Origin of the sequence: Klebsiella sp. RHBSTW-00215 (assembly GCF_014103785.1) — a bacterium.
Taxonomy (GTDB): Bacteria; Pseudomonadota; Gammaproteobacteria; order Enterobacterales; family Enterobacteriaceae; genus Klebsiella.
On sequence record NZ_JABXQS010000001.1, the window covers coordinates 2,976,163 to 2,998,252 of the forward strand.

The window sequence follows — 22,090 nt, forward strand, 5'->3', positions numbered from 1 at the left end:
CTATCAATGTAAAGGGGATATGGTAGCGCCTGATGAGCGTGGCGACCAGCTCTGTCACGGCGTTGATGCCGGGAGCCAGGCGCTGGCAAAATCAAACCAGCCACGAGCGTTCAGACGCAGGCCGTTGACGCCCGGCGGAGCGCTAATACGATAATTATAATTAAATAGCGGCGTCATGATGGCGTCATCCATCAGGTTGTTAAACACATTGCGCAACGCTTCGTTGCGGCTGCGTTCGTCCGGTAGCGCCTGCACGGCATCGAGAGTGGCCTGTAAGTGGGCATATTGTGCCCCGGTCAACAAATTAGGCCACAGTGCATCGCAGCGTAACCACTGTTCCAGCGTGTACTCAGGCGCTTCGCCTATCAGACGATCGCCCATCATCAGGTCCGCTTTCGCAAACTGCTGGCAGCCATCCCAGTTTTTAGCATCGTGAAAAATAATTGTTAACTCGCAGCCTAATGTCGCCAGTCGTTGCCTGAGCTGCTCTGCCATGGCGTGTAGTTCTACGGGAAGGTGATAGAGCAGGATGAGTTTCTCTGGCAGCGATATATCAAGATTTTCCGGCCCTTGCGGAATAGACCAGCCGGGCAGCACCTCATTGCTGGGAGCGATCAGATCTTCGTCCAGGGGGAGGGTTTCCAGTAGCGTTGAATGATGAATTAACGACACCAGCCGCTGAGCCTGCGCTTTGCTTAGGCGATGGCTCTGACGCAGAGTCAGATAGCAAAAACCGAGGCTAATACTATTGCTGACCTGCCGTAAATTGGCCAACTCATCGGGGTCGCCAATCGTTATCTGCACCGGATGACGGCAACTGGTGCCCAGATCCCGCTCAAATAACTGCGGAGTGATCCAGAACTCAACGGCCTGAATCAAAGGATGGCTAAGGTGATAACGCGGATGATTTTCTAGTCGTACAAGCTCCGGGCTAAATAGCTTCAGGCGGAAGGGCCCGCTACCAATGGCCGGATTGTCCGGATGCGCCAACACGCTACAGTAGCTCGCCAGGCGAAACGGTAGCCAAAAATCCGCCCGATGCAGGGTGATTGTCAGACATTGGGCATGAGTGACGCTAATCTCGCTGATGCTGGCGAATAGCGTTCGCAGCGCGGGGAGTTCCAGTAGCATGAGTAGCTGCTGGCGTAGTTGTGATGTCTCAACAGGATCGCCGTTATGCCAGAATAGCGTGGAACGGATATAAAAATTCCAGCGTAGGCCATCAGATGAGACTTCCCAATGGTGCGCTAAATCTCCCATTGGACCGGTACTTAGCGCATCAAATCGGGCCAGGCCAGAAAAAATCTGCCCGGCCAGATGTTGTTCAGCCCGTCCGGGTAAAAAACCAGGGCGCAGAGGTTCCAGCGGGCGATAGTAAGGAATACGTAGCGTGGGCGTATTGTTTTGCCATTGCCCCCCAAGAAAAGGATAGAGCAGCGCTTTGAGTTCCACCGGTGCAAGCTGGGCCAGCTCAAGCGCATTCTGCTGCTGCCCTTTATTTAACGCCTGCTCCATCATCTCATTGCGTAGCGTCTCCGGCGCTTTATAAAACTGGAGTTGCCCGCGTTTTCCGCGACCAGAGCTGGCTTGCCAGCTTAACCAGCCAGCCTCCTGTGCCTGGCGCAACAGCGTACGAATATGGCGCTCGCTACAAAAACAGCGTTCCGCCAGTTCGCCAACGGTGACCTGCTGCGGCTCGCCTTGGGAGGGTTGCCAGAGGCGCTGGTACTGATTCAGGCGATTTAATAGCCTCATCTTCGCTTTATCCTGATGTTTACCTAAAAACCCGGAACAATAAAATTCATCTATTCACTATTACTTCCGTATATCTCAGGCAATACTGCAACACAAGCAAAATCCACCACGCTTCGGGGAATAGAATATGGCAAGACTGGCTGCATTTGATATGGACGGTACGTTACTGATGCCGGACCATCGTCTGGGGGAAAAAACGCTTTCGACGCTCAAACGCCTGCGCGATCGTGATATCACCCTGACGTTTGCTACCGGTCGCCATGCGCTGGAAATGCGCCATGTTATTGGCGAGTTCTCGCTTGATGCCTTTCTCATCACTGGTAACGGAACGCGCATTCACTCTCTTGAGGGGGAAGAGCTGCATCGTCGCGATCTCGCTCCGGAAGTGGCGGAAGAGGTATTGCATAGTGTCTGGGAAACGACGGCCAGCATGCATATCTTTAATGACAATGGCTGGTTTACCGGGCGCGAAATCCCAGAAATGCTGAAGGCGCATGTCTATAGCGGCTTCCATTATCAGCTTCGCGATCCGAAACGCATGCCAGCGCATCAGGTAACCAAGATCTGCTTCTGTGGCGATCATGACGATCTGCGTCGGTTGCGGATCCAACTGAACGAAGCGCTGGGGGCTAGCGCGCATTTGTGCTTTTCAGCGATGGATTGCCTGGAAGTGCTGCCGACGGGATGTAACAAAGGTTCTGCGCTGGCGGTGCTGAGCCTGCATCTCGGCCTGACGTTGCAGGACTGCATGGCGTTTGGTGACGCTATGAACGACCGGGAAATGCTTGGCAGCGTCGGGCGCGGCGTGATTATGGGCAATGCCATGGCTCAACTCAAAGCACAGTTACCTCACCTACCGATTATTGGCGACTGCCGCCATCAGGCTGTCTCCCACTTTTTGACGCATTGGCTGGATAATCCTGATCTTCCTTATTCCCCCGAATAGAGAGACCCTACCAGCGAGCCAGATCTCTTGTGATATCTGGCTTTTTTTATTTTACGTGCAGCATTTCGGCGATTTTTGCCTGCCATGGGGCGATATCGCCGATATTGGCTGCTACCCACTGCGGGTTGTAATAGCTTTCCAGGTAGCGTTCGCCGCTGTCGCACAGTAACGTGACGATGGAGCCAGTGCGGCCTTCTTCGCGCATACGTACGGCCAGTTGCAGTACGCCCCACATATTGGTGCCGGTTGACGCTCCAACCTTACGCCCGAGCAGCGTTTCCAGCCACAGTGCGGTGGCGACGCTGGCGGCATCCGGCACGCGCAGCATCTCGTCGACCACATCGGGAATAAATGAAGGTTCGACGCGCGGGCGACCAATACCTTCAATTTTGCTACCGACCGGGCTGCGCAGGCTGGCATCGCGGCTTTGCCAGTAATCCATGAATACGGAGTTTTGCGGGTCAACCACCATCAGCCTGGTATCGTAGCCCTGGCTGCGAATATAGCGGCCAATGGTGGCTGAGGTACCGCCGGTACCCGCGCTCATCACGATATATGATGGCTGCGGGTGCGGTTCATGGGTCATCTGGCGGAAGATGCTGTCGGCGATATTATTGTTGCCCCGCCAGTCGGTGGCGCGCTCGGCAAAGGTAAACTGATCCATATAATGACCGTTCAGCTCGCGAGCCAGCGTTTCGGACGCGGCATAGATTTCGCAGGCGCTATCGACAAAATGGCAGCGGCCGCCGTAGAACTCAATTTGCTCAATTTTGCGCTTTGCGGTGCATGAGGGCATAACGGCAATAAACGGCAGACCCAGCAGTCGAGCGAAGTAAGCTTCCGAGACGGCAGTCGAACCCGAAGAGGACTCAATAATCGTCGTCCCTTCTTTAATCCAGCCGTTGCACAACCCATAGAGAAACAGCGAACGCGCCAGACGATGCTTCAGGCTACCGGTTGGATGAGTACTCTCATCTTTAAGGTAGATTTGAATCCCGGTGAATCCCGGCAGCGCCAGACGAATAAGGTGCGTGTCGGCGGAACGCTGATAATCGGCATTAATTTCACTAATCGCGTGTTTTATCCAGGCGCTGTTCATCTTGATTTCCTGTTTGTCATTTTGTGCCCAGCTTAACGGAAATCGAAGGAAAAATTGTTGCCATTTAGCCTTTCAATTACAATAAAAGGAGTAAAATTTTCTCCTGAGGCGCATAATGTTAGATAAAATTGACCGCAAGCTGCTTTCTCTACTACAAACCGACTGTACCCTCTCTTTGCAGGCGCTGGCTGATGCCGTTAATCTGACCACCACGCCCTGTTGGAAACGCCTGAAACGTCTGGAAGACGAAGGTATTCTCCGCGGGCGCGTCGCTCTGCTGGACGCTGAAAAGGTTGGACTTGGCCTGACGGCGTTTGTGCTGATTAAGACTCAGCACCACAGTAGCGACTGGTACTGCCGTTTTGTCAGCGAGGTCTCGCAAATGGCGGAGGTACTCGGCTTCTGGCGTATGGCGGGGGAATATGACTACCTGCTGCGGGTTCAGGTCGCTGACATGAAAAACTATGACAATTTTTATAAACGTCTGGTTAACAGCGTGCCGGGCCTGTCGGATGTCACTTCGAGTTTCGCCATGGAACAGATAAAATACACCACAGCCTTGCCTATTGATTAACGGCATCCGCCGCTACGAATTACATACTCAGGATTTAACTGCTTGCGATTATTTGCTCAACTTAGCTGGTATTTCCGCCGGGAGTGGCGTCGTTACCTCGGCGCTATTGCTCTGCTGATCATCATTGCCATCCTACAACTGGTACCGCCGAAAGTGGTCGGCATCGTGGTTGACGGTGTCACGAAACAACATTACACCGCGGAAAAGGTGTGGATGTGGATCGGTCTGCTGGTGGTTATTGCGGTGATGGTTTACCTGCTGCGCTACGTCTGGCGCGTGCTGCTGTTCGGTGCTTCCTATCAGCTGGCCGTCGAACTGCGTGAAGATTTCTATCGCCAGCTCAGTCGCCAGCATCCGGCTTTTTACCTGCGTCATCGCACCGGGGACCTGATTGCTCGGGCGACTAACGACGTTGACCGGGTCGTTTTTGCCGCGGGGGAAGGGGTGTTGACGTTAGTTGACTCCATGGTGATGGGCTGCGCGGTGCTGATTGTGATGTCCACGCAAATCAGCTGGCAGTTAACCCTGCTGGCGCTGCTGCCGATGCCGATTATGGCGCTGGCAATTAAGCGTAACGGTGATGCGCTGCATGAGCGCTTTCGCGTAGCGCAGGCAGCATTCTCCAGCCTGAACGACCGTACTCAGGAGAGCCTCACCAGCATCCGTATGATCAAAGCCTTTGGCCTTGAAGATCGGCAATCGGCGCAGTTCGCCGCCGATGCTGCGGATACCGGGGCGAAAAATATGCGCGTGGCGCGCATCGATGCCCGCTTTGATCCGACTATCTATATTGCGATTGGTACCGCGAATTTGCTCGCGATCGGTGGTGGTAGCTGGATGGTGCTGCAAGGCAGCATGACCCTGGGTCAGCTGACCAGCTTTATTATGTACCTTGGCCTGATGATTTGGCCGATGCTGGCGCTGGCGTGGATGTTTAATATCGTCGAGCGCGGGAGTGCTGCCTATTCGCGCATTCGTACCATGCTGGAAGAGGCTCCGGTAGTTAAAGACGGAAGCGAACCTGCACCTGAAGGCCGCGGGACGCTCAACGTAGCCGTTCGCGAATTTATCTATCCGCAGGCGCATAAATCCTCACTGGAAAAGGTCAACTTTACGCTACAGCCTGGTCAAATGCTGGGGATATGTGGGCCGACGGGTGCCGGTAAAAGTACCATTCTGGCGTTGATTCAGCGTCATTTCGATGTAACCGATGGGGATATCTGTTTCCACGGCGTTCCCCTGACCCGACTCCAGTTGGATAGCTGGCGCGCCCGGCTGGCGGTGGTGAATCAGACCCCGTTTTTATTTTCCGATACCGTCGCCAGCAATATCGCGCTGGGTAGACCGGACGCTACGCAGGAGCAAATCGAACACGTAGCGCGGCTCGCCAGCGTACATGAGGATATTCTGCGCCTGCCGCAGGGATATAACACCGAGGTCGGTGAGCGCGGCGTGATGCTTTCTGGTGGGCAGAAGCAGCGCATTTCCATAGCCCGCGCGCTGCTGCTGGAGGCCGAGATCCTGATTCTTGATGATGCGCTCTCGGCAGTGGATGGCCGTACGGAGCATCAAATTTTGCATAACCTGCGACAGTGGGGTGAGGGGAGAACGGTGATCATCAGCGCCCATCGCTTATCGGCGTTGACTGAGGCCAGCGAGATTCTGGTGATGCAGCATGGGCACGTTGCCCAGCGTGGTCGCCACGAAGCCCTGGCCGCACAGCCTGGCTGGTATCGCGATATGTATCGCTATCAGCAGCTCGAAGCGGCGCTGGATGATGTTGTGCAGGAGCACGAGGAGGTCACCGGTGCGTAGTTTCACTCAACTCTGGCCGACGTTAAAACGCCTGCTGGCCTACGGTTCCCCGTGGCGGAAACAGCTGATGATTGCCGTTGCCATCATGTGGGTAGCGGCGGTGGCTGAGGTCAGCGGCCCGCTGCTGATCAGCTACTTCATCGATAATATGGTGGCGAAGAATTCTCTGCCGCTGAAGCTGGTTAGCGGCCTTGCGGTGGCCTATCTTGGCTTGCAACTTCTGGCTGCTGGCCTGCATTACTGTCAGTCACTGCTGTTTAACCGTGCGGCGGTTGGCGTTGTGCAGCAACTGCGCAGTGACGTGATGGATGCCGCGCTGCGCCAGCCGCTCAGCGAGTTTGATACTCAACCGGTGGGGCAGCTTATTTCGCGAGTCACCAACGATACTGAGGTTATCCGCGATCTGTACGTGACCGTGGTGGCAACGGTGTTGCGCAGCGCCGCACTGATTGGCGCGATGCTGGTGGCGATGTTCAGCCTTGACTGGCGGATGGCGCTGGTGGCGATCGCTATCTTCCCGGCGGTGTTGATCGTGATGATGATTTATCAGCGCTACAGCACGCCAATCGTCAGGCGGGTTCGCGCTTGGCTGGCGGATATCAACGATGGCTTCAACGAAGTAATTAACGGTATGGGCGTCATTCAGCAGTTCCGCCAGCAGGCGCGGTTCGGCGAACGGATGCGCGAGGCCAGCTATGCGCACTACCTGGCGCGGATGCAAACTTTGCGCCTTGACGGTTTCCTGTTACGCCCGCTGCTGAGCCTGTTCTCTTCACTGATCCTCTGCGGCCTGCTGATGCTGTTTGGCTTCAGCAGCACCGGGACCATCGAAGTGGGGGTCCTCTACGCCTTTATTAGCTACCTTGGTCGTTTGAACGAACCGCTGATCGAACTGACAACTCAACAGTCGATGCTACAGCAGGCGGTTGTGGCGGGGGAGCGAGTTTTCGAACTGATGGACAGGCCGCGTCAGGCGTGGGGAGAGGATAGCGAACCACTGCGTAGCGGGGCCGTCAGTATCGATAATGTCTCTTTTGCCTACCGCGATGACAGTCTGGTATTGCAGGATATCAATCTTGATATCCCGTCCCGCAGCTTCGTGGCGCTGGTCGGTCATACTGGTAGTGGCAAAAGTACTCTGGCTAGCCTGATGATGGGCTACTACCCGTTGACCAAAGGTGAAATTCGTATCGATGGCCGTCCGCTCTCTTCATTAAGCCACAGCGCGCTGCGTCAGGGAATTGCGATGGTACAGCAGGACCCTGTGGTACTGGCCGATACCTTCTATGCCAACGTTACCCTCGGTCGTGATATCAGCGAAGAGCAGGTTTGGGAGGCGCTGGAAGCGGTGCAGTTGGCAGAGCTGGCCCGCGAAATGGAAGACGGGATTTATACGCAACTGGGCGAGCAGGGGAACAATCTCTCCGTTGGTCAGAAGCAGCTGCTGGCGCTGGCGCGGGTGCTGGTTGATACCCCGCAGGTGCTGATCCTTGATGAAGCAACGGCCAATATCGACTCAGGTACTGAGCAGGCGATCCAGCAGGCCCTGGCGCGGGTTCGCGAGCACACTACGCTGGTGGTGATCGCACACCGTTTATCGACCATCGTTGAGGCCGATACTATCCTGGTGCTGCATCGCGGCCAGGCCGTAGAGCGCGGGAATCATCAACAGCTGCTGGCGGCAAAAGGTCGTTACTGGCAGATGTACCAGCTGCAGCTGGCTGGCGAAGAGCTGGCGGCCAGCGCGCAGGAAGAGTCGCTTATTGCCTGATGCACCATGAGCAGGCAGCGCGGGTTTGGCGGTTTGCGGTGGTGCAAAAACGTCACATATCACGCACTGAAATGGTGCATTTTTAGGCGGACATAGCGTTTTTCCGCTTCGTTTCAAGCGATTTCTTTTCTTTCTCCCTTCAGAAGGGCCGCTTTGCGGTCCTTTTTCATTTCTGGCATAGCCCTTGCTTTATTCCCTATGTGTTAGCCGTGGCCATTACCGAATTCTGACTGGAGGGGACTTATGAAGCTGGTTACCGTGGTAATCAAACCATTCAAACTGGAAGACGTGCGTGAAGCATTATCTTCGATGGGAATTCAGGGCCTGACGGTCACTGAAGTAAAAGGGTTCGGCCGTCAGAAAGGCCATGCGGAACTTTATCGCGGCGCCGAATACAGCGTCAATTTTTTACCGAAGGTGAAGATTGATGTGGCCATTGCCGACGATCAGCTCGATGAGGTCGTCGATGTCATTAGTAAAGCGGCTTATACCGGAAAAATTGGCGACGGCAAAATCTTTGTCGCCGAGTTGCAGCGCGTCATTCGCATCCGTACCGGCGAATCTGACGAAGCGGCACTGTAACTTTCAGACCACACAGTGATGGGGAACGAAACAATGAAGATAGCAACAATGAAAACAGGTCTGGGAGCGCTGGCGCTTCTTCCGGGGTTGGCAATGGCCGCTCCGGCAGTAGCGGATAAAGCCGACAACGCCTTTATGATGATTTGCACCGCACTGGTGCTGTTTATGACCATTCCGGGCATCGCGCTGTTCTATGGCGGCCTGATTCGCGGTAAAAACGTTCTCTCCATGCTGACTCAGGTTATTGTGACTTTTGCGCTGGTCTGTGTGCTGTGGGTGGTTTACGGATATACATTAGCTTTCGGCACTGGCGGCAGCTTCTTCGGTAGCTTTGACTGGGTCATGCTGAAGAATATTGAACTCAAAGCGCTGATGGGCAGCTTCTATCAATATATTCACGTTGCTTTCCAGGGCTCTTTTGCCTGTATCACCGTCGGCCTGATTGTTGGCGCGCTGGCGGAACGGATCCGTTTCTCTGCGGTATTGATTTTCGTGGTGGTGTGGATGACGCTCTCCTATGTGCCGATTGCGCATATGGTCTGGGGCGGTGGTCTGCTCGCAACGCATGGTGCGCTGGACTTCGCGGGTGGTACCGTTGTACATATCAACGCCGCCGTCGCCGGGTTGGTGGGTGCTTACATGATGGGCAAACGCGTTGGCTTCGGCAAAGAAGCGTTCAAGCCGCATAACTTGCCGATGGTCTTCACCGGTACCGCGATCCTCTACGTTGGTTGGTTTGGCTTCAACGCCGGTTCTGCTGGCGCGGCGAACGAAATTGCGGGCCTGGCTTTCGTCAACACCGTGGTGGCGACTGCGGCGGCTATCCTGGCGTGGACCTTCGGTGAATGGGTTACCCGCGGTAAGCCATCTCTGCTGGGCGCATGTTCTGGGGCGATTGCAGGGCTGGTTGGGGTTACACCAGCATGTGGCTATATCGGCGTCGGTGGTTCTTTGATTGTCGGTATCGCGGCGGGTCTGGCCGGTCTGTGGGGCGTCACCGTACTGAAACGCTGGTTGCGTGTTGATGACCCGTGCGATGTGTTCGGCGTGCACGGTGTCTGCGGTATCGTCGGCTGTATCCTGACCGGCATCTTTGCCGCAACCTCTCTGGGCGGCGTCGGTTACGCAGAAGGCGTGACCATGGGCCATCAGGTTCTGGTACAGCTGGAAAGCATCGCCATCACCATCGTCTGGTCCGGCATCGTCGCGTTCATTGGCTACAAAGTTGCTGATATGACCGTTGGCCTGCGCGTACCGGAAGATCAGGAACGCGAAGGTCTGGATGTGAACAGCCACGGCGAGAACGCCTACAACGCCTGATAAATAGCGTTATCTCCTGAAGCAACATAGCCTCCCTTAGGGGAGGCTATGTTTTTTTACGCGTTGCGGTTGCGCATGACCCCTTCCTGTACCGTCGAAGCCACCAGAGTGCCGTCCTGGGTATAGAACTCCCCGCGTACAAAACCACGAGCGCTGGAGGCCGATGTGCTTTCAACGCTATAAAGCAACCATTCGTTAATATTGAACGGACGATGGAACCACATTGAATGATCGATAGTGGCAACCTGCATTCCCGGCTCAAGAAATCCCACGCCGTGCGGCTGCAGAGCTACTGGCAGGAAGTTGAAGTCTGAAGCATAGCCCAGTAAATACTGATGAATACGGAGATCCTCCGGTACTGCGCCGTTAGCGCGGATCCACACCTGACGCGTTGGTTGTGCAACGTGGCCTTTCAGCGGGTTATGGAATTCAGCCGGACGAATCTCCAGTGGTTTATCGCAGAGAAACTTATCTTTAACCTGCGGCGGCAGTAAATGGGCCAGCTTGCGGGCAATATCTGTTTCAGAAGGGAGGTCGTCCGGCGCAGGAGCTGACGGCATCGGTTTCTGATGTTCGTAGCCGGACTCCGGGGCCTGGAAAGAGGCTGTCATGTAGAAAATCGGCTTACCGTTCTGAATGGCCGCGACTCGCCGGGCGCTGAAGCTATTGCCATCACGCAGGACTTCCACATCATAGATTATCGGTTTCTGGCTATCGCCGGGCCGCAGAAAATAGCTATGAAATGAGTGAATCAGGCGTTCAGTGGGGACTGTCTCTTTTGCCGCATACAATGCCTGACCAACCACCTGGCCACCAAAAACCTGGCGCAATCCCAGATCTTCGCTCTGCCCGCGGAATAGCCCTTCTTCAATTTTTTCCAGATTTAACAATGCCAGCAGATTGGATAGTGCCTGACTCATAGTGACCCTCAATCAATGATAACTGCCTTGTGCAGCGCGTAATTGAGGCAAAGTATAACCTGGAATCGCAAGTGGTCCGATGGGTGTAATAATCTGAATATGAGCTCCTTTCCAGGAAGAGATCTGAGATCTGTGCCACACTTATTCACGATACTAATGTCCTGTCCCTGATTCTGGCAGGATGTACTCCTGTTACAGTAGGGATGAAAAGGAGAACATAATGAAATTTGCCTATATGTTAAGTGCCTTAGCCGTAGCGGCTACGTTGACCGCCTGTGCGAATAATCACAACGGCAATGCAGCAAATCAAACGGCAGCGCCCGATCCTTATGGCATTGCCTCACTGAGCTCCTCGCAGCAGCAGCCTAACGTTTCCGGGACAATCAATATTAGACAGCGCGTGGCGTTGCCGCCGGACGCAGTATTGACCGTCACCTTGTCAGATGCATCTCTGGCTGATGCTCCAGCGCACGTGTTGGCGCAAAAAGCGGTAAGGACGGAAGGGAAGCAGGCGCCGTTTAACTTTGTGCTGCCTTACAACCAGGCAGACATTAAGCCTAACGCACGCATTTTGTTAAGTTCTGCAATTACTGTGAATGGTCAGCTGATGTTTATCACTGATACCGTGCAAACGGTGATAAACCAGGGGGGCAATCGTGCCGATCTATTACTGGTGCCGGTCCAGCAGACGGCTGTTCCGGTAGCCAACGCTGCCCCTGTCGCGCAATAAAATCATCAGCGCCCCTGTTCAGGGGCCTTTTTTTGCCTCTAATAAATCCAACGGTAGTGCTGTAGGTCAATATGACCGCTACCGGAAACCTGCACGCCTTCCGCCAGTAGCGCCTGTCGTTGACGTTGCAGATCGGGACCAGTCAGAGAGATGTCCCCGTGACGATTGACCACCCGATGCCAGGGGAGAGTAGAGCCTTCCGGTAGACGCTTTAACACTCCCCCGACCTGGCGTGCAGCGCGCGGCGAGCCTGCCAAATGGGCAATGTCGCCATAGGTGGCAACGTAGCCTTCCGGTATCGAGGCGATTATCTGCCAGACCCGCTGTGGAAAGGTATCGTGAGAATCCATGGTACGTCCTGTTGCCGGAAAACGTTCAGGATAAGCGTTGGACGGTAGACTGTACAGATGACGACTCAAGCCGATTTTGCAACGGTAAATTCCAGAGCCAGGCCAAGGATCTGCATACCATGGATATTTTCGTTCGGGGTATTGCTCAGCAGGCTTTCAAGAAACTTCAGGCGTTTGGACTGAGCGTTAATGATAAGCTTAGCCCGCATCGCCGGGAGCTTAAGCGTTGATATCGGGTACACCAGGCGGCCGCTAACTTCGATGGGCAACTTGCGCAGTTCAACGTGCTGGAGCACGCCGACGCTGGAGTAAAGCAGCGCAACCGGCGTCACAGCCAGCAGTTGGGCATCGCTAATCGTGATGAAATCCAGCATCAGTTCTGGGCGCAGGAAGTTTAAACCGTGGAAAGGAACGGTGACTTCGTCGATAGGGGGCATCGCCAGGGTGGTGATTAAACGCGGTAATTCACTCATTCAGGTACCATTGGGATAACGTATTGATTAAAAAGGATACAAAGTATGTATGGTATTATGAATGACGACGGGAAATTGTGCTGAGAGTATGCTCGCAATCTCTTTATTTCACCCCGCTGAAGTGTATCGATAAGTATCCTGTGATACTCATTTGCTGGTTTTGCGCAATAAATCAGCAGCCGATCGGCAGCAGCTTGCAATTCACTGGTTCAGCAGGGATAATGCGCCAGCGCGTTAGGTAACTAGCGCTCTCAATGGGGGCTCTGTTGGTTCTCCCGCAACGCTACTCTGTTTACCAGGTCAGATCCGGAAGGAAGCAGCCAGAGCAGACGACGTGTGTGCCGGGATGTAGCTGGCAGGGCCCCCACCCATTTCTGGGTCTCAAAATTTTCTATCCCACAGTAAAATTGTGATTTTTCCCTTTCTCAATATTTAATATCCACAGTTATTTTGTGTATTTTATTTTATTCCTAAAATGCCTGGTTCTTATGCCAAAAAATTATTATGTCATAAAATTGAAATTTAACTGAAATATTAATGTCATTTTCGTGTCATATATGGCGTGCAAATTAGTTATGGGAAAATGTTGTTAGATATAAGCTGGAAATATATCTCTGGATCAGCATGTTAACTTCGTGTATTAATTATATGATAATTTTATTTCACGGGAAGCGTGATTATGACCACTGTGGTTCTGAACGTAAAAATTGATAGCGAGTTAAAAGAAAAACTGCGTCAGTATGCGGAAGAAAATAACGAGAATTTAGGGACGGCGACGGAGAAACTGCTGTTGCTAGCTTTTCAGGTAGTGGATTCAGCAGACGAGGCGGGGGTTTCGGAAGAAGATATCGATAGCCAGCATACCGAAGAGGAAACGTCTCCATTAACCCCTAAAGAAATCAAAGCATTACGTAAAATTCTGAAGAAGAGAAAATGAAACAACAACTCTCTACAGCCAGCAACTATAGCGAAGCCTGCGACATGCTACGGTCCGGCTACGTTAAGCATGTACGTCTGAACTGGAATATTGGTAGCGATGAGTTTTTTCGCATTGCATCCGATTGGTGTGATACCGGTGCAAAAATTAAAAAAGATGAAGATGGTTTTATTATATCGCTAAAAGGTTTTGCGATTCCGCGCCAGCATTGATGAAATTATTTCATTTTTGTCATCGGACTGACATGTCGTAATGACAAGATTGAATGGCAATTTTATAAAAACATCTCATATGCATCATGGATGATGGTTTTTGACGGGCTGGCTCCAGCCCGTCGATATTTTATTATATGATTTTCCGCAGGCGAAAATTATCCTTCTGTTCCGTAAGGCTATGCCATAGCGGCTGCAGCGTATTGAAGGCGTTGCGTAGTTCCTCATCAGACAGCGTGAAGGGCAAACGTAAATAACGGTCAAATGCGCCTGCCAGACCGAAACGCGTTCCTGTTCCGATATGAATCCCGCGACTTTCTGCCCGCACCGAAAACAGTGTCGCCAGCATTCCTGGTAATTCCACCCAAAAAGAGAGCCCTCCCTCGGGCAACGTAAAACGCCAATGCGGGAAAAACTCAGCCATCAGTTTGCCACACATGTCCCTGCGGGCGGCCAGCATCGTCCGGCGTGATGGTAACAGCGTTTTTTCATTTTCCAGTAACCAGCAGCAGGCCAGTTGCTCCAGCAGCGGAGAGCCCAGATCGAGGGAGTCGCGTGCCTGGACCAGCGATGCAATGGTTCGTGAAGACGCGCGGATCCAGCCTATGCGCAACCCTCCCCAAAAACTTTTCCCTGCAGAGCCGATAGTGATTACCGGCGCGTCCGGATTAAACGTCGCTAATGGAGGCGGTGGTGGGGCGTCGTACCATAAATCGACCATCGTCTCATCGATCACCAGAGTAGTGCGGGTTTGCGCCGCGATATCGGCAACCCGCTGGCGCGTGGCGCTATCCATACAACGACCAGTGGGGTTATGAAAGTCGGGCATCAGCCAGGCCAGTCGCGGGGCCGTTTGCGCGATCGTCGCTGCCAGACCGTCGCAATCCCATCCCTGCGCTGGTAACGCGACGCCAACCGGGCGGCACGATGCTCCCTGAATTGCGCTGATCGCCATGGGGTAAGTCGGCGCATCTACTACCACGCGATCTCCTGGCCCGGTTAATAAACGCAGCACCAGAGCAAATCCGCTTAGCGCTCCATTGACGATCATCACTTCGTCACTGCGCGTCGGCAGGCCGCGCTCGCTATAGCGGTGGGCGATCGCTTCGCGAAGAAGCGGCAGGCCTTGCTGATCGTAACCGGTATTGGATAAATGCTGAGGCATGATCTTGAGAGCCTGACTGTAGGCTTGATGGATCTCAGGTCCAGCGCTGAGCGCAGCAACGGCCAGATTGACTGACAACGGGTCCGGCGTTTTGGCTGCCATATTTACGGGGCGTTCCGGCAGAGCGATCCGCGATCCGCTGCCCTGGCGACTGTAGAGATAGCCCTCTTCTCGCAGTTGTCCGAGCGCGCTGGCAACCGTGGTGCGGCTGATATTCAGAGCGGCTGCCAGTTCACGTTCGCCGGGTAGCCTGGTTTCCAAAGCCAGGCGACCATCGAGGATTAGCAGGCGTAGAGCTTCAGCTAACTGACGCCAGAGCGGCGTACGGGAGGCGGATTCTTGCCAGTTACCGAGCAATCTGACCAGCGATTGTGAACCAAAGCGACGAGGTGACATAGCAATCCACTTTTTTAAAACTGGCCATTAATTATCAATCCATTTTTGCTGATGATAAAGAAAATCGCAATTATTAAAGAGGTAAAAAATGGTACGTCGCCTGTTGCAACTTTACATCGGTCTGGTCCTGTATGGCGTATCGACTGCGTTATTTGTTCATGCCAATCTTGGGGCCGATCCGTGGGATGTTTTTCATCTGGGGATAGGTAAACAGTTCGAGCTCGATTTTGGCACGGTTATGATTCTGACAGGCGCGGCAGTGCTGCTGTTGTGGATCCCGCTACGGCAAATGCCGGGTCTGGGTACAGTGAGTAATGTGGTTGTGTTAGGGCTGGCGGCAAATGCCACCCTGGCGGTGTTGCCGCCTATAGAGTCGCTCGTGGCGAGCAGCCTGCTGCTGGTGGGAGCTATCGTACTGAATGCACTGGCAACTGGCATGTATATTGGTGCCGGTTTCGGCCCGGGTCCTCGCGATGGTCTTATGACTGGCCTGCATGCACGTACAGGGTGGTCGTTGCGCGGCATTCGTACGGCGATTGAAGTATCGGTTCTGCTGATTGGCTGGCTATTAGGCGGTAAATTTGGCGTAGGTACCGTACTTTATGCGTTAACGATTGGGCCACTGATTCAGCTGTGCTTGCCGTGGTTTCGCCAGCCAATTACGCGCAAAGCGTCGGCAAAACGCAGTGAGGTTATTTCCTGATTTTAAGCCGTCATCAAGTGCAAAGACTAAACTTATCAATTCAGATACAGCCGGGTTCTCCGGCTGTGCTGTTCACTTCGGAGAATTAACTCATGAAGTACGTTGATGGTTTTGTTGTTGCCGTACCGGCGGAAAATAAGGAGGCATACCGCGAAATGGCAGCAAAGGCCGCGCCACTCTTTAAAGAGTTTGGCGCGCTGCGCGTGGTGGAGTGTTGGGCGGATGATGTCCCCGATGGAAAGTTGACCGACTTCCGTATGGCAGTGAAAGCTGAAGATGATGAAGAGGTGGTGTTTAGCTGGATTGAATATGCTTCGAAAGAAGCCAGGGATGCCGCCAACGCCAAAATGATGGCCGATCCGCGGATGAAAGAGTTCGGCGATAATATGTCATTTGACGGTAAACGAATGATTTTCGGCGGTTTCGCACCGCTACTGGATGAGTAATTCATCTCTGCCATCCCCGCAGCCAGTGGGGATGGCAATAGCTTCGTTACAAACTACTCCAGCCATGCAGCATCATATAGAAACCCACCACGATAATCAGCGTGCCGGAAATCCACGGTGCTTTTCGCGACAGATTGTTCAGCCCCGGCCAGCGGTTGGCGACGTGTTTCACGCTTAAAGCCGCAATCGCGCCAGAGGCGACTAAGGTAAGCGCCAGCCCCACGCTAAACCCCAACACCAGCGTCGCTCCCAGCGAGAATTTTTTCAACTGCAGGCAAATGAGCAATACGGTAATTGATGCCGGACAGGGGATTAAACCACCCGTTAGCCCGAATAACATGATTTGCCCGGTGGTGACTTGTTGTCCGTTAAAGCGACGATTGATCTCTTCTGCATGCGCTCGCTGGTGCGCGTCCTGCCAGTCGGAGGCAACCAGCGGACCTTGATGGGGGGGAGAGTTGTATTCATGTGGATGGTGATGATCATGATGATGTTCATGTTCATGTTCATGTTCATGTTCATGCGGGCGAGATTCGCGCCAGGTTCGCCACAGCATCCAGCAGGCGATCAGTACGATAAGGATCCCTGAAATCAGCTGAAACCAGGGTTCTGATGTCTGCGCGTCCCAGCCGCGACCAAACCATAAACCCGCCATTGCCACCAGCCAGACGACCGCCGTATGCGATATGGTTGCAGCTAGCCCCAGCAGTACCGCCTGCTTCAACGTGCCACGCACCGCCACAATAAATGCCGCCATCATTGTTTTAGAGTGCCCCGGCTCGAGGCCGTGCAGTGCGCCGAGCAGAATGGCGCTGGGTATAAATAACCAGGCATTGCCTTGCTGCAAAAGTGAAGTGAAATCGTTCATAACCAGCTCCCGCTAAAAGTGATCGTATGCTACTCCCCCCTAGTACATAAATACTACCCCCCAGTAGAAAAATACTCCGGGGGAGTAGAGCATGTTATGCTGTTGTCATTCCATACAAAGGCCTTTAGCGGCAAAAATTGACTCATTGAAGAGTGGATCGCGATATGTCACATACCGTTCGTCACAAGAAGATGTTATTGACCAGATTGAAGAAAATTCAGGGGCAAAGTGCGGCGCTGGAGAAAATGCTCAATCGGGAACATGAATGCGCAGAGGTGTTGCAGCAGCTTGCGGCGATCCGCGGGGCGGTCAACGGTATGATGTTGCAGGTCATCCAGGGCCACTTAACGGACCATGTCGTTAAAGAACCAGAAGAAAGCCAGCGTGAAGCCGACCTTGAAGTGGTCATGCAGGTGGTCAAATCCTACCTGAAGTGAATTCAGGCGCGATTTTCATCAGGCTCTGTGGGGGGGGCTTTGAGGTTATTCTCTGCCCACAGGATAAACTTCTCTTTCGGCAGAGCCTTGCTGTAAAGCCAGCCTTGGGCATATTGCACACCATGATCGCGCAGCCAGTCGCGCTGGCTTTCGGTTTCCACACCTTCCGCGACGGTCGCCAGATTAAGCGCTTTCGCCATCTCGATAATGTGCGGCGTAAGCGGTTTGTACTCCAGCGTATCGACAAACGATTTATCGATTTTCAGAGTATCAACGTCCAGTTTTTGCAAATAGCTCAGGCTGGAGTAGCCGGTACCGAAATCATCAATGGAGATACGATGCCCTGCCTTGCGGTAGCCCGCGATAACCGGCAGGGTGATTTGCGGATCAACAAAACCGCGTTCGGTAATTTCCAGGATGATTTGCTGGGCATGGATATTCCAGATAAGAAGCTGTTCGCGTAAAAGCTGCGGCAGCTTTGGCGAACGCAAGTCATCGACCGACAGATTAATCGCAATATGGATATCCGGACGCTGGCGTAACCAGGGGCCAAGGTCGGCAAAGATTTTTCTGACAATATCTTCCGTTAAGCGGGTGATAAGCCCGGTCTGCTCGGCAAGCGGAATAAAAATATCCGGCGATAAAAAGCTACCATCCGGTTGCTGCCAGCGCGCCAGCGCTTCAGCGCCGACGATTTTTCCACTTTGTAGCGAAATTATGGGTTGGTAATACACCTGAATGGCGTTGGAGTGCAGGGCGTCCAGCATCCCGTAGCGCGGTGAGCGTAATCTTCTTAACAAGCGAAGAAGCAGGAACGAGGTCAGCAGGCTAGTGAATAAACCAATCGGTAGCCACAGTATCAGCTGCTGATGGAGTTTTTTCTGTAATGGCAGTGTGGATGACCAGGTGGCGATAGCCAGACCCAGCTCAGGAATGGTGTGAATACGATAAACGGTATTATTGAGAGTCAGCGTATCGGCATCCAGGCGTTTAATTTTCGCCCAGGCTACCGCATCGAGCGGCTTACTGCTGATAATAATCTGATTGCGCTTGGTTCCGAACAAGAGAGTGTGAATCTCTTCCTGGCCTAATGGAATCACATCAATAAACGAAGTGGGATCAATCATCACCACATGATGCTCGCTGCCCATTGCCGTCATTTTATGTTGCAGGCCCAGGTCGTTAACCGATGTAAGCCAGGCACGATAGCCGTCGCTAGTGATGTGATCAGGTACCGGAAAGGTTACTGAAACCTGGTGATCTTCAAGAGAAGAGCACTGCGGAATGCCATCGCGTAACCACAGAACCTCCTGCACGTAGCGATGGGTATAGGCAATGCGCCGCATTTCGAGTAAGTGCTGTGGGCTACAGGTGGCTGCTGTGTGGGTATCCGCTTCCCTGAGCGCTTCCCGTGCCTGGTCGGCTACCTGCTGGACGCGCTCCAGAACGCGGGCGGAAAAATTATCCAGTTCGGTGTAAAACTGCATTTTGGCCTGCTGGGTTGCTAACCAGATACTCAGGACTATGGGCAAAATAATGGCAAGTATTAGTACCCCTGTAACCAGACTCACTTGATGCCGGGTCGTCATGAGTATTTCCTTAATTCATCGAGGGGTTCGATGAGTATACGCGAAAGATAAAAAACGTAGTGGTCAGGAAATCAGAGTTGCGCGGGATAAAAAAGCCCGAATCGCGAGATACCGACGATTTCGGGCAAACAGTGGATGATCCGCGGCGCTTAACGCTTTGAGCGATGCGGAGAAAAACGAGGGCTAGCATGCTGACAATAAGGGTTATCAGCATATATTCATATTCTAAAGCGTAATCATGACAGCCAGATGTTGTGCTTAATGGGCATCCGGTGCAGAGATATCGGCGCTAATCCGCAGGTCATTTTCATCGAACACCATGCAGTAGCGGTCGTCGAACGCAACGCTAATTTTCTGCCATGGGCGGAAATGAACGTCGCCGGGCAGCAGGATTTTGACGTTATCATGGCCATAACACTGACCGAACAGATAGGTATTGTTGCCCAGTCTCTCGACCACTTCACATTGAAACTCAACGACGGTCCCTGTGTTCACATTCGTTGAGAGATGTTCAGGGCGAATACCGAGCGTAACGGGGGCACCTGGCTGCAGCGGCGAGGTAGTGATATTGAGCGTCAGGTGGTGATCTTGCGCCATCTTCACGCTGAGCTGACCTGGTTGCCAGGCGGTCACCGCGGCGGGAAGGAAGTTCATTTTCGGTGAACCGATAAATCCTGCAACGAATTTATTGACCGGATTGTAATACAGCGACATCGGTGAGCCCATCTGCTCAACTTTGCCGTAGTTCATCACGACTATTTTATCGGCCAGAGTCATTGCTTCGACCTGATCGTGGGTGACATAGACCATGGTGGTCTTGAGTTCGTGGTGTAGTTTGGCGATATGCAGGCGCATCTCGACGCGTAATTCAGCATCAAGGTTAGAGAGCGGTTCATCAAACATAAACACTCGCGGATTGCGCACAATAGCGCGGCCAATCGCCACGCGCTGGCGCTGACCACCTGAGAGCTGTTTAGGTTTACGATCCAGCAGATGTGAAAGCTGCAGCGTTTTTGCCACCATCTCAACCTGACGGCGAATTTCATCTTTCGGGACTTTATTGACCTTAAGGCCATAGCCCATATTTTCCGCAACCGTCATATGCGGATAAAGCGCGTAAGACTGAAATACCATCGCTACGCCACGATGGGCTGGAACCACGTCGTTCATCACTTCATCGCCAATCAGCACTTCACCGTCGCTGACCTCCTCGAGTCCGGCAATCATGCGCAGTAGCGTAGATTTACCGCAGCCGGACGGGCCGACGAAAACCGCAAATTCACCATCTTCAATATCAAGATTTACCTGATGCAGCGTCACTGTACTGCCGAACCGCTTGGTGACATTCCTCAGTCGTATATTGGACATCAACATTCCCCGGGTTAGTAGCCGTTGTTTGCCGTTGGGATTAGGGCTGTAATGTGGTTTTGTATAACGTATAACAATTCAGCCTGACGATGCTCAACGACACTAAAGTCATGTGATGACTATAACTTCCAGCGTTTTTGCGCCATACAGTGATGTTTCATTTCTGCAATCATGATCACACAACTGGCAGCTTTCAGTAGTTTTATCCGCATTCAAAGCGTAGCGTATAACAAATTCAATGTGACGGAGGTTTTCGTTATGAATCACCGTTTATCAGTAGATTCAAACATTACAAAAAGTCGTACCATTCAATAAAAACCATTTAATTGTTATACCTTCACATGAGGTTGATAATGAAAAAGAACACTCTTGCTGCACTGATCCTTACCACTTTGTCTGCCGGGCAGTTAGTGAGCCTGCAGGCGCACGCGGCTGGGCAGCTCAACGTCTGGGAAGACATTAAGAAATCTGACGGTATCAAAACCGCGGTGAGTGATTTTGAAAAGCAGTACAACGTTAAGGTGAATGTGCAGGAGATGCCTTACGCCCAGCAGCTGGAAAAGCTGCGCCTCGATGGCCCGGCGGGTATTGGCCCTGATGTACTGGTTATCCCGAACGATCAGCTAGGCGGCGCGGTTGTACAGGGGCTTTTATCGCCTTTGACGCTGGACCAGGCAAAACAAGACGTTTTCACACCTGCGTCAATCAACGCTTTCCACATGGATAATGTGTTGTACGGCGTGCCGAAAGCGGTGGAAACCCTGGTGCTGATTTACAACAAAGACCTGATTGCCCAGCCGCTGGATAGCCTGCAGGCGTGGTTCGACTATTCGAAAAAACAGCGCGAAGAGGGCAAATACGGCCTGTTGGCGAAGTTTGATCAGATCTATTACAGCTGGGGCGCTATCGGGCCAATGGGCGGCTACATCTTCGGCAAGAACGACAAAGGTGGTTTTAACCCGCAGGACGTTGGCCTGAATAAACCTGGCGCGGTGGAAGCGGTCACCTTCCTGAAAAAATTCTATGCCGAAAAGGTTTTCCCGGCCGGGATCCTTGGGGACAACGGACTGAATGCTATCGATTCACTGTTCACCGAGAAGAAAGCGGCGGCAGTGATTAACGGTCCTTGGGCCTTCCAGCCGTATGAAGCGGCAGGCATCAACTACGGGGTCGTGCCGCTACCAACGCTGCCGGACGGTAAACCAATGAGCTCCTTCCTCGGTGTGAAAGGTTATGTCGTCTCGACGTGGAGCAAAGACAAAGCTCTGGCGCAGCAGTTCATCGAATTCATCAACCAGCCGCAGTACGTGAAAGCGCGCTATATCGCGACCGGCGAAATCCCGCCGTTGAAAGCGATGATTGACGATCCGGTGATTAAGAATGACGAAAAGGCCAGCGCGGTGGCCGTGCAGTCGGCGCGGGCGACGGCGATGCCTGGCATTCCGGAAATGGGCGAAGTCTGGGGTCCGACGAATGCCGCTCTGGAGCTGAGCCTGACCGGGAAACAGGATCCGCAGGCGGCGCTTGATGGGGCTGAGAAGCAGATCAAGATGCAGATCGAAGCGATGCAGGCCAGCAATCAATAATCAAGTGATGTAACAGAACGGGAGGTACTCCTCCCGTTTTCAGAAGGA

The 22,090-nt window shown here is 53.1% G+C and carries 22 protein-coding genes and 1 other RNA gene; 14 read left to right on the plus strand and 9 right to left on the minus strand.

Annotated features, from left to right (window positions below):
* Positions 1-54: 54 nt before the first annotated feature.
* Positions 55-1,755, minus strand: coding sequence for an SgrR family transcriptional regulator (locus HV127_RS14115; RefSeq protein WP_182236758.1), 1,701 nt, complete (start codon positions 1,753-1,755; stop codon positions 55-57).
* A gap of 127 nt (positions 1,756-1,882) precedes the next feature.
* Here HV127_RS14115 and cof point away from each other — a divergent pair, with 127 nt between their 5' ends.
* A complete protein-coding gene (cof, locus tag HV127_RS14120) occupies positions 1,883-2,701 on the plus strand; it encodes an HMP-PP phosphatase (RefSeq protein WP_182236760.1) in 819 nt (272 codons plus the stop codon).
* Between the two features lie 46 nt (positions 2,702-2,747).
* Here cof and HV127_RS14125 read toward each other — a convergent pair whose 3' ends face one another.
* A complete protein-coding gene (locus HV127_RS14125; protein ID WP_181483306.1) occupies positions 2,748-3,800 on the minus strand; it encodes a PLP-dependent cysteine synthase family protein in 1,053 nt (350 codons plus the stop codon).
* 115 nt (positions 3,801-3,915) lie between these two features.
* Here HV127_RS14125 and HV127_RS14130 point away from each other — a divergent pair, with 115 nt between their 5' ends.
* From HV127_RS14130 to amtB, 5 genes are all read left to right on the plus strand, one after another.
* A complete protein-coding gene (locus HV127_RS14130) occupies positions 3,916-4,374 on the plus strand; it encodes an Lrp/AsnC family transcriptional regulator (protein ID WP_182236762.1) in 459 nt (152 codons plus the stop codon).
* A 42-nt stretch (positions 4,375-4,416) separates the two neighbouring features.
* Positions 4,417-6,189 (plus strand): SmdA family multidrug ABC transporter permease/ATP-binding protein, encoded by a 1,773-nt coding sequence (locus HV127_RS14135; RefSeq protein ID WP_182236764.1) that lies wholly within the window; start codon positions 4,417-4,419, stop codon positions 6,187-6,189.
* Positions 6,182-7,960: a SmdB family multidrug efflux ABC transporter permease/ATP-binding protein gene (locus tag HV127_RS14140; protein WP_182236768.1), complete on the plus strand. Its 1,779-nt coding sequence runs from the start codon at positions 6,182-6,184 to the stop codon at positions 7,958-7,960. The genes HV127_RS14135 and HV127_RS14140 overlap by 8 nt, the downstream gene beginning before the upstream one ends.
* Before the next feature lie 243 nt (positions 7,961-8,203).
* A complete protein-coding gene (gene glnK, locus HV127_RS14145; protein WP_004099573.1) occupies positions 8,204-8,542 on the plus strand; it encodes a P-II family nitrogen regulator in 339 nt (112 codons plus the stop codon).
* 33 nt (positions 8,543-8,575) lie between these two features.
* Positions 8,576-9,862, plus strand: coding sequence for an ammonium transporter AmtB (gene amtB, locus HV127_RS14150; protein ID WP_167492815.1), 1,287 nt, complete (start codon positions 8,576-8,578; stop codon positions 9,860-9,862).
* Between the two features lie 56 nt (positions 9,863-9,918).
* Here amtB and tesB read toward each other — a convergent pair whose 3' ends face one another.
* Entirely contained in the window at positions 9,919-10,782 is an 864-nt protein-coding gene (gene tesB / locus HV127_RS14155) for an acyl-CoA thioesterase II (protein ID WP_182236770.1), read from the minus strand.
* Positions 10,783-11,002: 220 nt separating this feature from the next.
* Between tesB and HV127_RS14160 the strand changes: the two genes are divergently transcribed.
* Positions 11,003-11,512 (plus strand): YbaY family lipoprotein, encoded by a 510-nt coding sequence (locus HV127_RS14160; protein WP_181483302.1) that lies wholly within the window; start codon positions 11,003-11,005, stop codon positions 11,510-11,512.
* A gap of 38 nt (positions 11,513-11,550) precedes the next feature.
* Here the strand turns inward: HV127_RS14160 and HV127_RS14165 are convergent, their stop codons facing one another.
* Positions 11,551-11,862: an MGMT family protein gene (locus HV127_RS14165; protein ID WP_182236772.1), complete on the minus strand. Its 312-nt coding sequence runs from the start codon at positions 11,860-11,862 to the stop codon at positions 11,551-11,553.
* A 65-nt stretch (positions 11,863-11,927) separates the two neighbouring features.
* Positions 11,928-12,335, minus strand: coding sequence for a dTDP-glucose pyrophosphorylase (locus HV127_RS14170; RefSeq protein WP_182236774.1), 408 nt, complete (start codon positions 12,333-12,335; stop codon positions 11,928-11,930).
* A 264-nt stretch (positions 12,336-12,599) separates the two neighbouring features.
* Between HV127_RS14170 and ffs the strand changes: the two genes are divergently transcribed.
* The 3 genes from ffs to HV127_RS14185 all read left to right on the plus strand — a co-directional run bounded on the left by ffs (position 12,600) and on the right by HV127_RS14185 (position 13,484).
* Positions 12,600-12,696, plus strand: an RNA gene (gene ffs, locus HV127_RS14175) — signal recognition particle sRNA small type.
* Between the two features lie 318 nt (positions 12,697-13,014).
* Entirely contained in the window at positions 13,015-13,272 is a 258-nt protein-coding gene (locus HV127_RS14180; RefSeq protein WP_110273725.1) for a hypothetical protein, read from the plus strand.
* Positions 13,269-13,484, plus strand: coding sequence for a hypothetical protein (locus HV127_RS14185; RefSeq protein ID WP_110273724.1), 216 nt, complete (start codon positions 13,269-13,271; stop codon positions 13,482-13,484). The genes HV127_RS14180 and HV127_RS14185 overlap by 4 nt, the downstream gene beginning before the upstream one ends.
* A gap of 133 nt (positions 13,485-13,617) precedes the next feature.
* Here the strand turns inward: HV127_RS14185 and HV127_RS14190 are convergent, their stop codons facing one another.
* Complete coding sequence (locus HV127_RS14190) at positions 13,618-15,045, minus strand: PLP-dependent aminotransferase family protein (RefSeq protein ID WP_182236776.1); 1,428 nt, start codon at positions 15,043-15,045, stop codon at positions 13,618-13,620.
* 88 nt (positions 15,046-15,133) lie between these two features.
* Between HV127_RS14190 and HV127_RS14195 the strand changes: the two genes are divergently transcribed.
* Both HV127_RS14195 and HV127_RS14200 read left to right on the plus strand, forming a co-directional pair.
* On the plus strand, positions 15,134-15,748 hold the full coding sequence (locus HV127_RS14195) for a hypothetical protein (protein ID WP_182236778.1): 615 nt from the start codon (positions 15,134-15,136) through the stop codon (positions 15,746-15,748).
* A 92-nt stretch (positions 15,749-15,840) separates the two neighbouring features.
* Positions 15,841-16,194, plus strand: coding sequence for a DUF1428 family protein (locus tag HV127_RS14200; protein WP_182236780.1), 354 nt, complete (start codon positions 15,841-15,843; stop codon positions 16,192-16,194).
* A 46-nt stretch (positions 16,195-16,240) separates the two neighbouring features.
* Here HV127_RS14200 and HV127_RS14205 read toward each other — a convergent pair whose 3' ends face one another.
* Positions 16,241-17,062 (minus strand): nickel/cobalt efflux protein RcnA, encoded by an 822-nt coding sequence (locus HV127_RS14205; RefSeq protein WP_182236782.1) that lies wholly within the window; start codon positions 17,060-17,062, stop codon positions 16,241-16,243.
* A 164-nt stretch (positions 17,063-17,226) separates the two neighbouring features.
* Between HV127_RS14205 and HV127_RS14210 the strand changes: the two genes are divergently transcribed.
* A complete protein-coding gene (locus HV127_RS14210; RefSeq protein WP_182236784.1) occupies positions 17,227-17,499 on the plus strand; it encodes a metal/formaldehyde-sensitive transcriptional repressor in 273 nt (90 codons plus the stop codon).
* A gap of 2 nt (positions 17,500-17,501) precedes the next feature.
* Here HV127_RS14210 and HV127_RS14215 read toward each other — a convergent pair whose 3' ends face one another.
* Positions 17,502-19,088 carry an EAL domain-containing protein gene (locus tag HV127_RS14215; protein ID WP_182236786.1) on the minus strand — a complete coding sequence of 529 codons (1,587 nt, stop codon included), beginning with the start codon at positions 19,086-19,088 and terminating at the stop codon, positions 17,502-17,504.
* 258 nt (positions 19,089-19,346) lie between these two features.
* A complete protein-coding gene (locus HV127_RS14220) occupies positions 19,347-20,456 on the minus strand; it encodes an ABC transporter ATP-binding protein (RefSeq protein WP_182236788.1) in 1,110 nt (369 codons plus the stop codon).
* 353 nt (positions 20,457-20,809) lie between these two features.
* Here HV127_RS14220 and HV127_RS14225 point away from each other — a divergent pair, with 353 nt between their 5' ends.
* Positions 20,810-22,042, plus strand: coding sequence for a maltodextrin ABC transporter substrate-binding protein (locus tag HV127_RS14225; protein WP_182236790.1), 1,233 nt, complete (start codon positions 20,810-20,812; stop codon positions 22,040-22,042).
* The last annotated feature ends 48 nt before the right edge of the window (positions 22,043-22,090 follow it).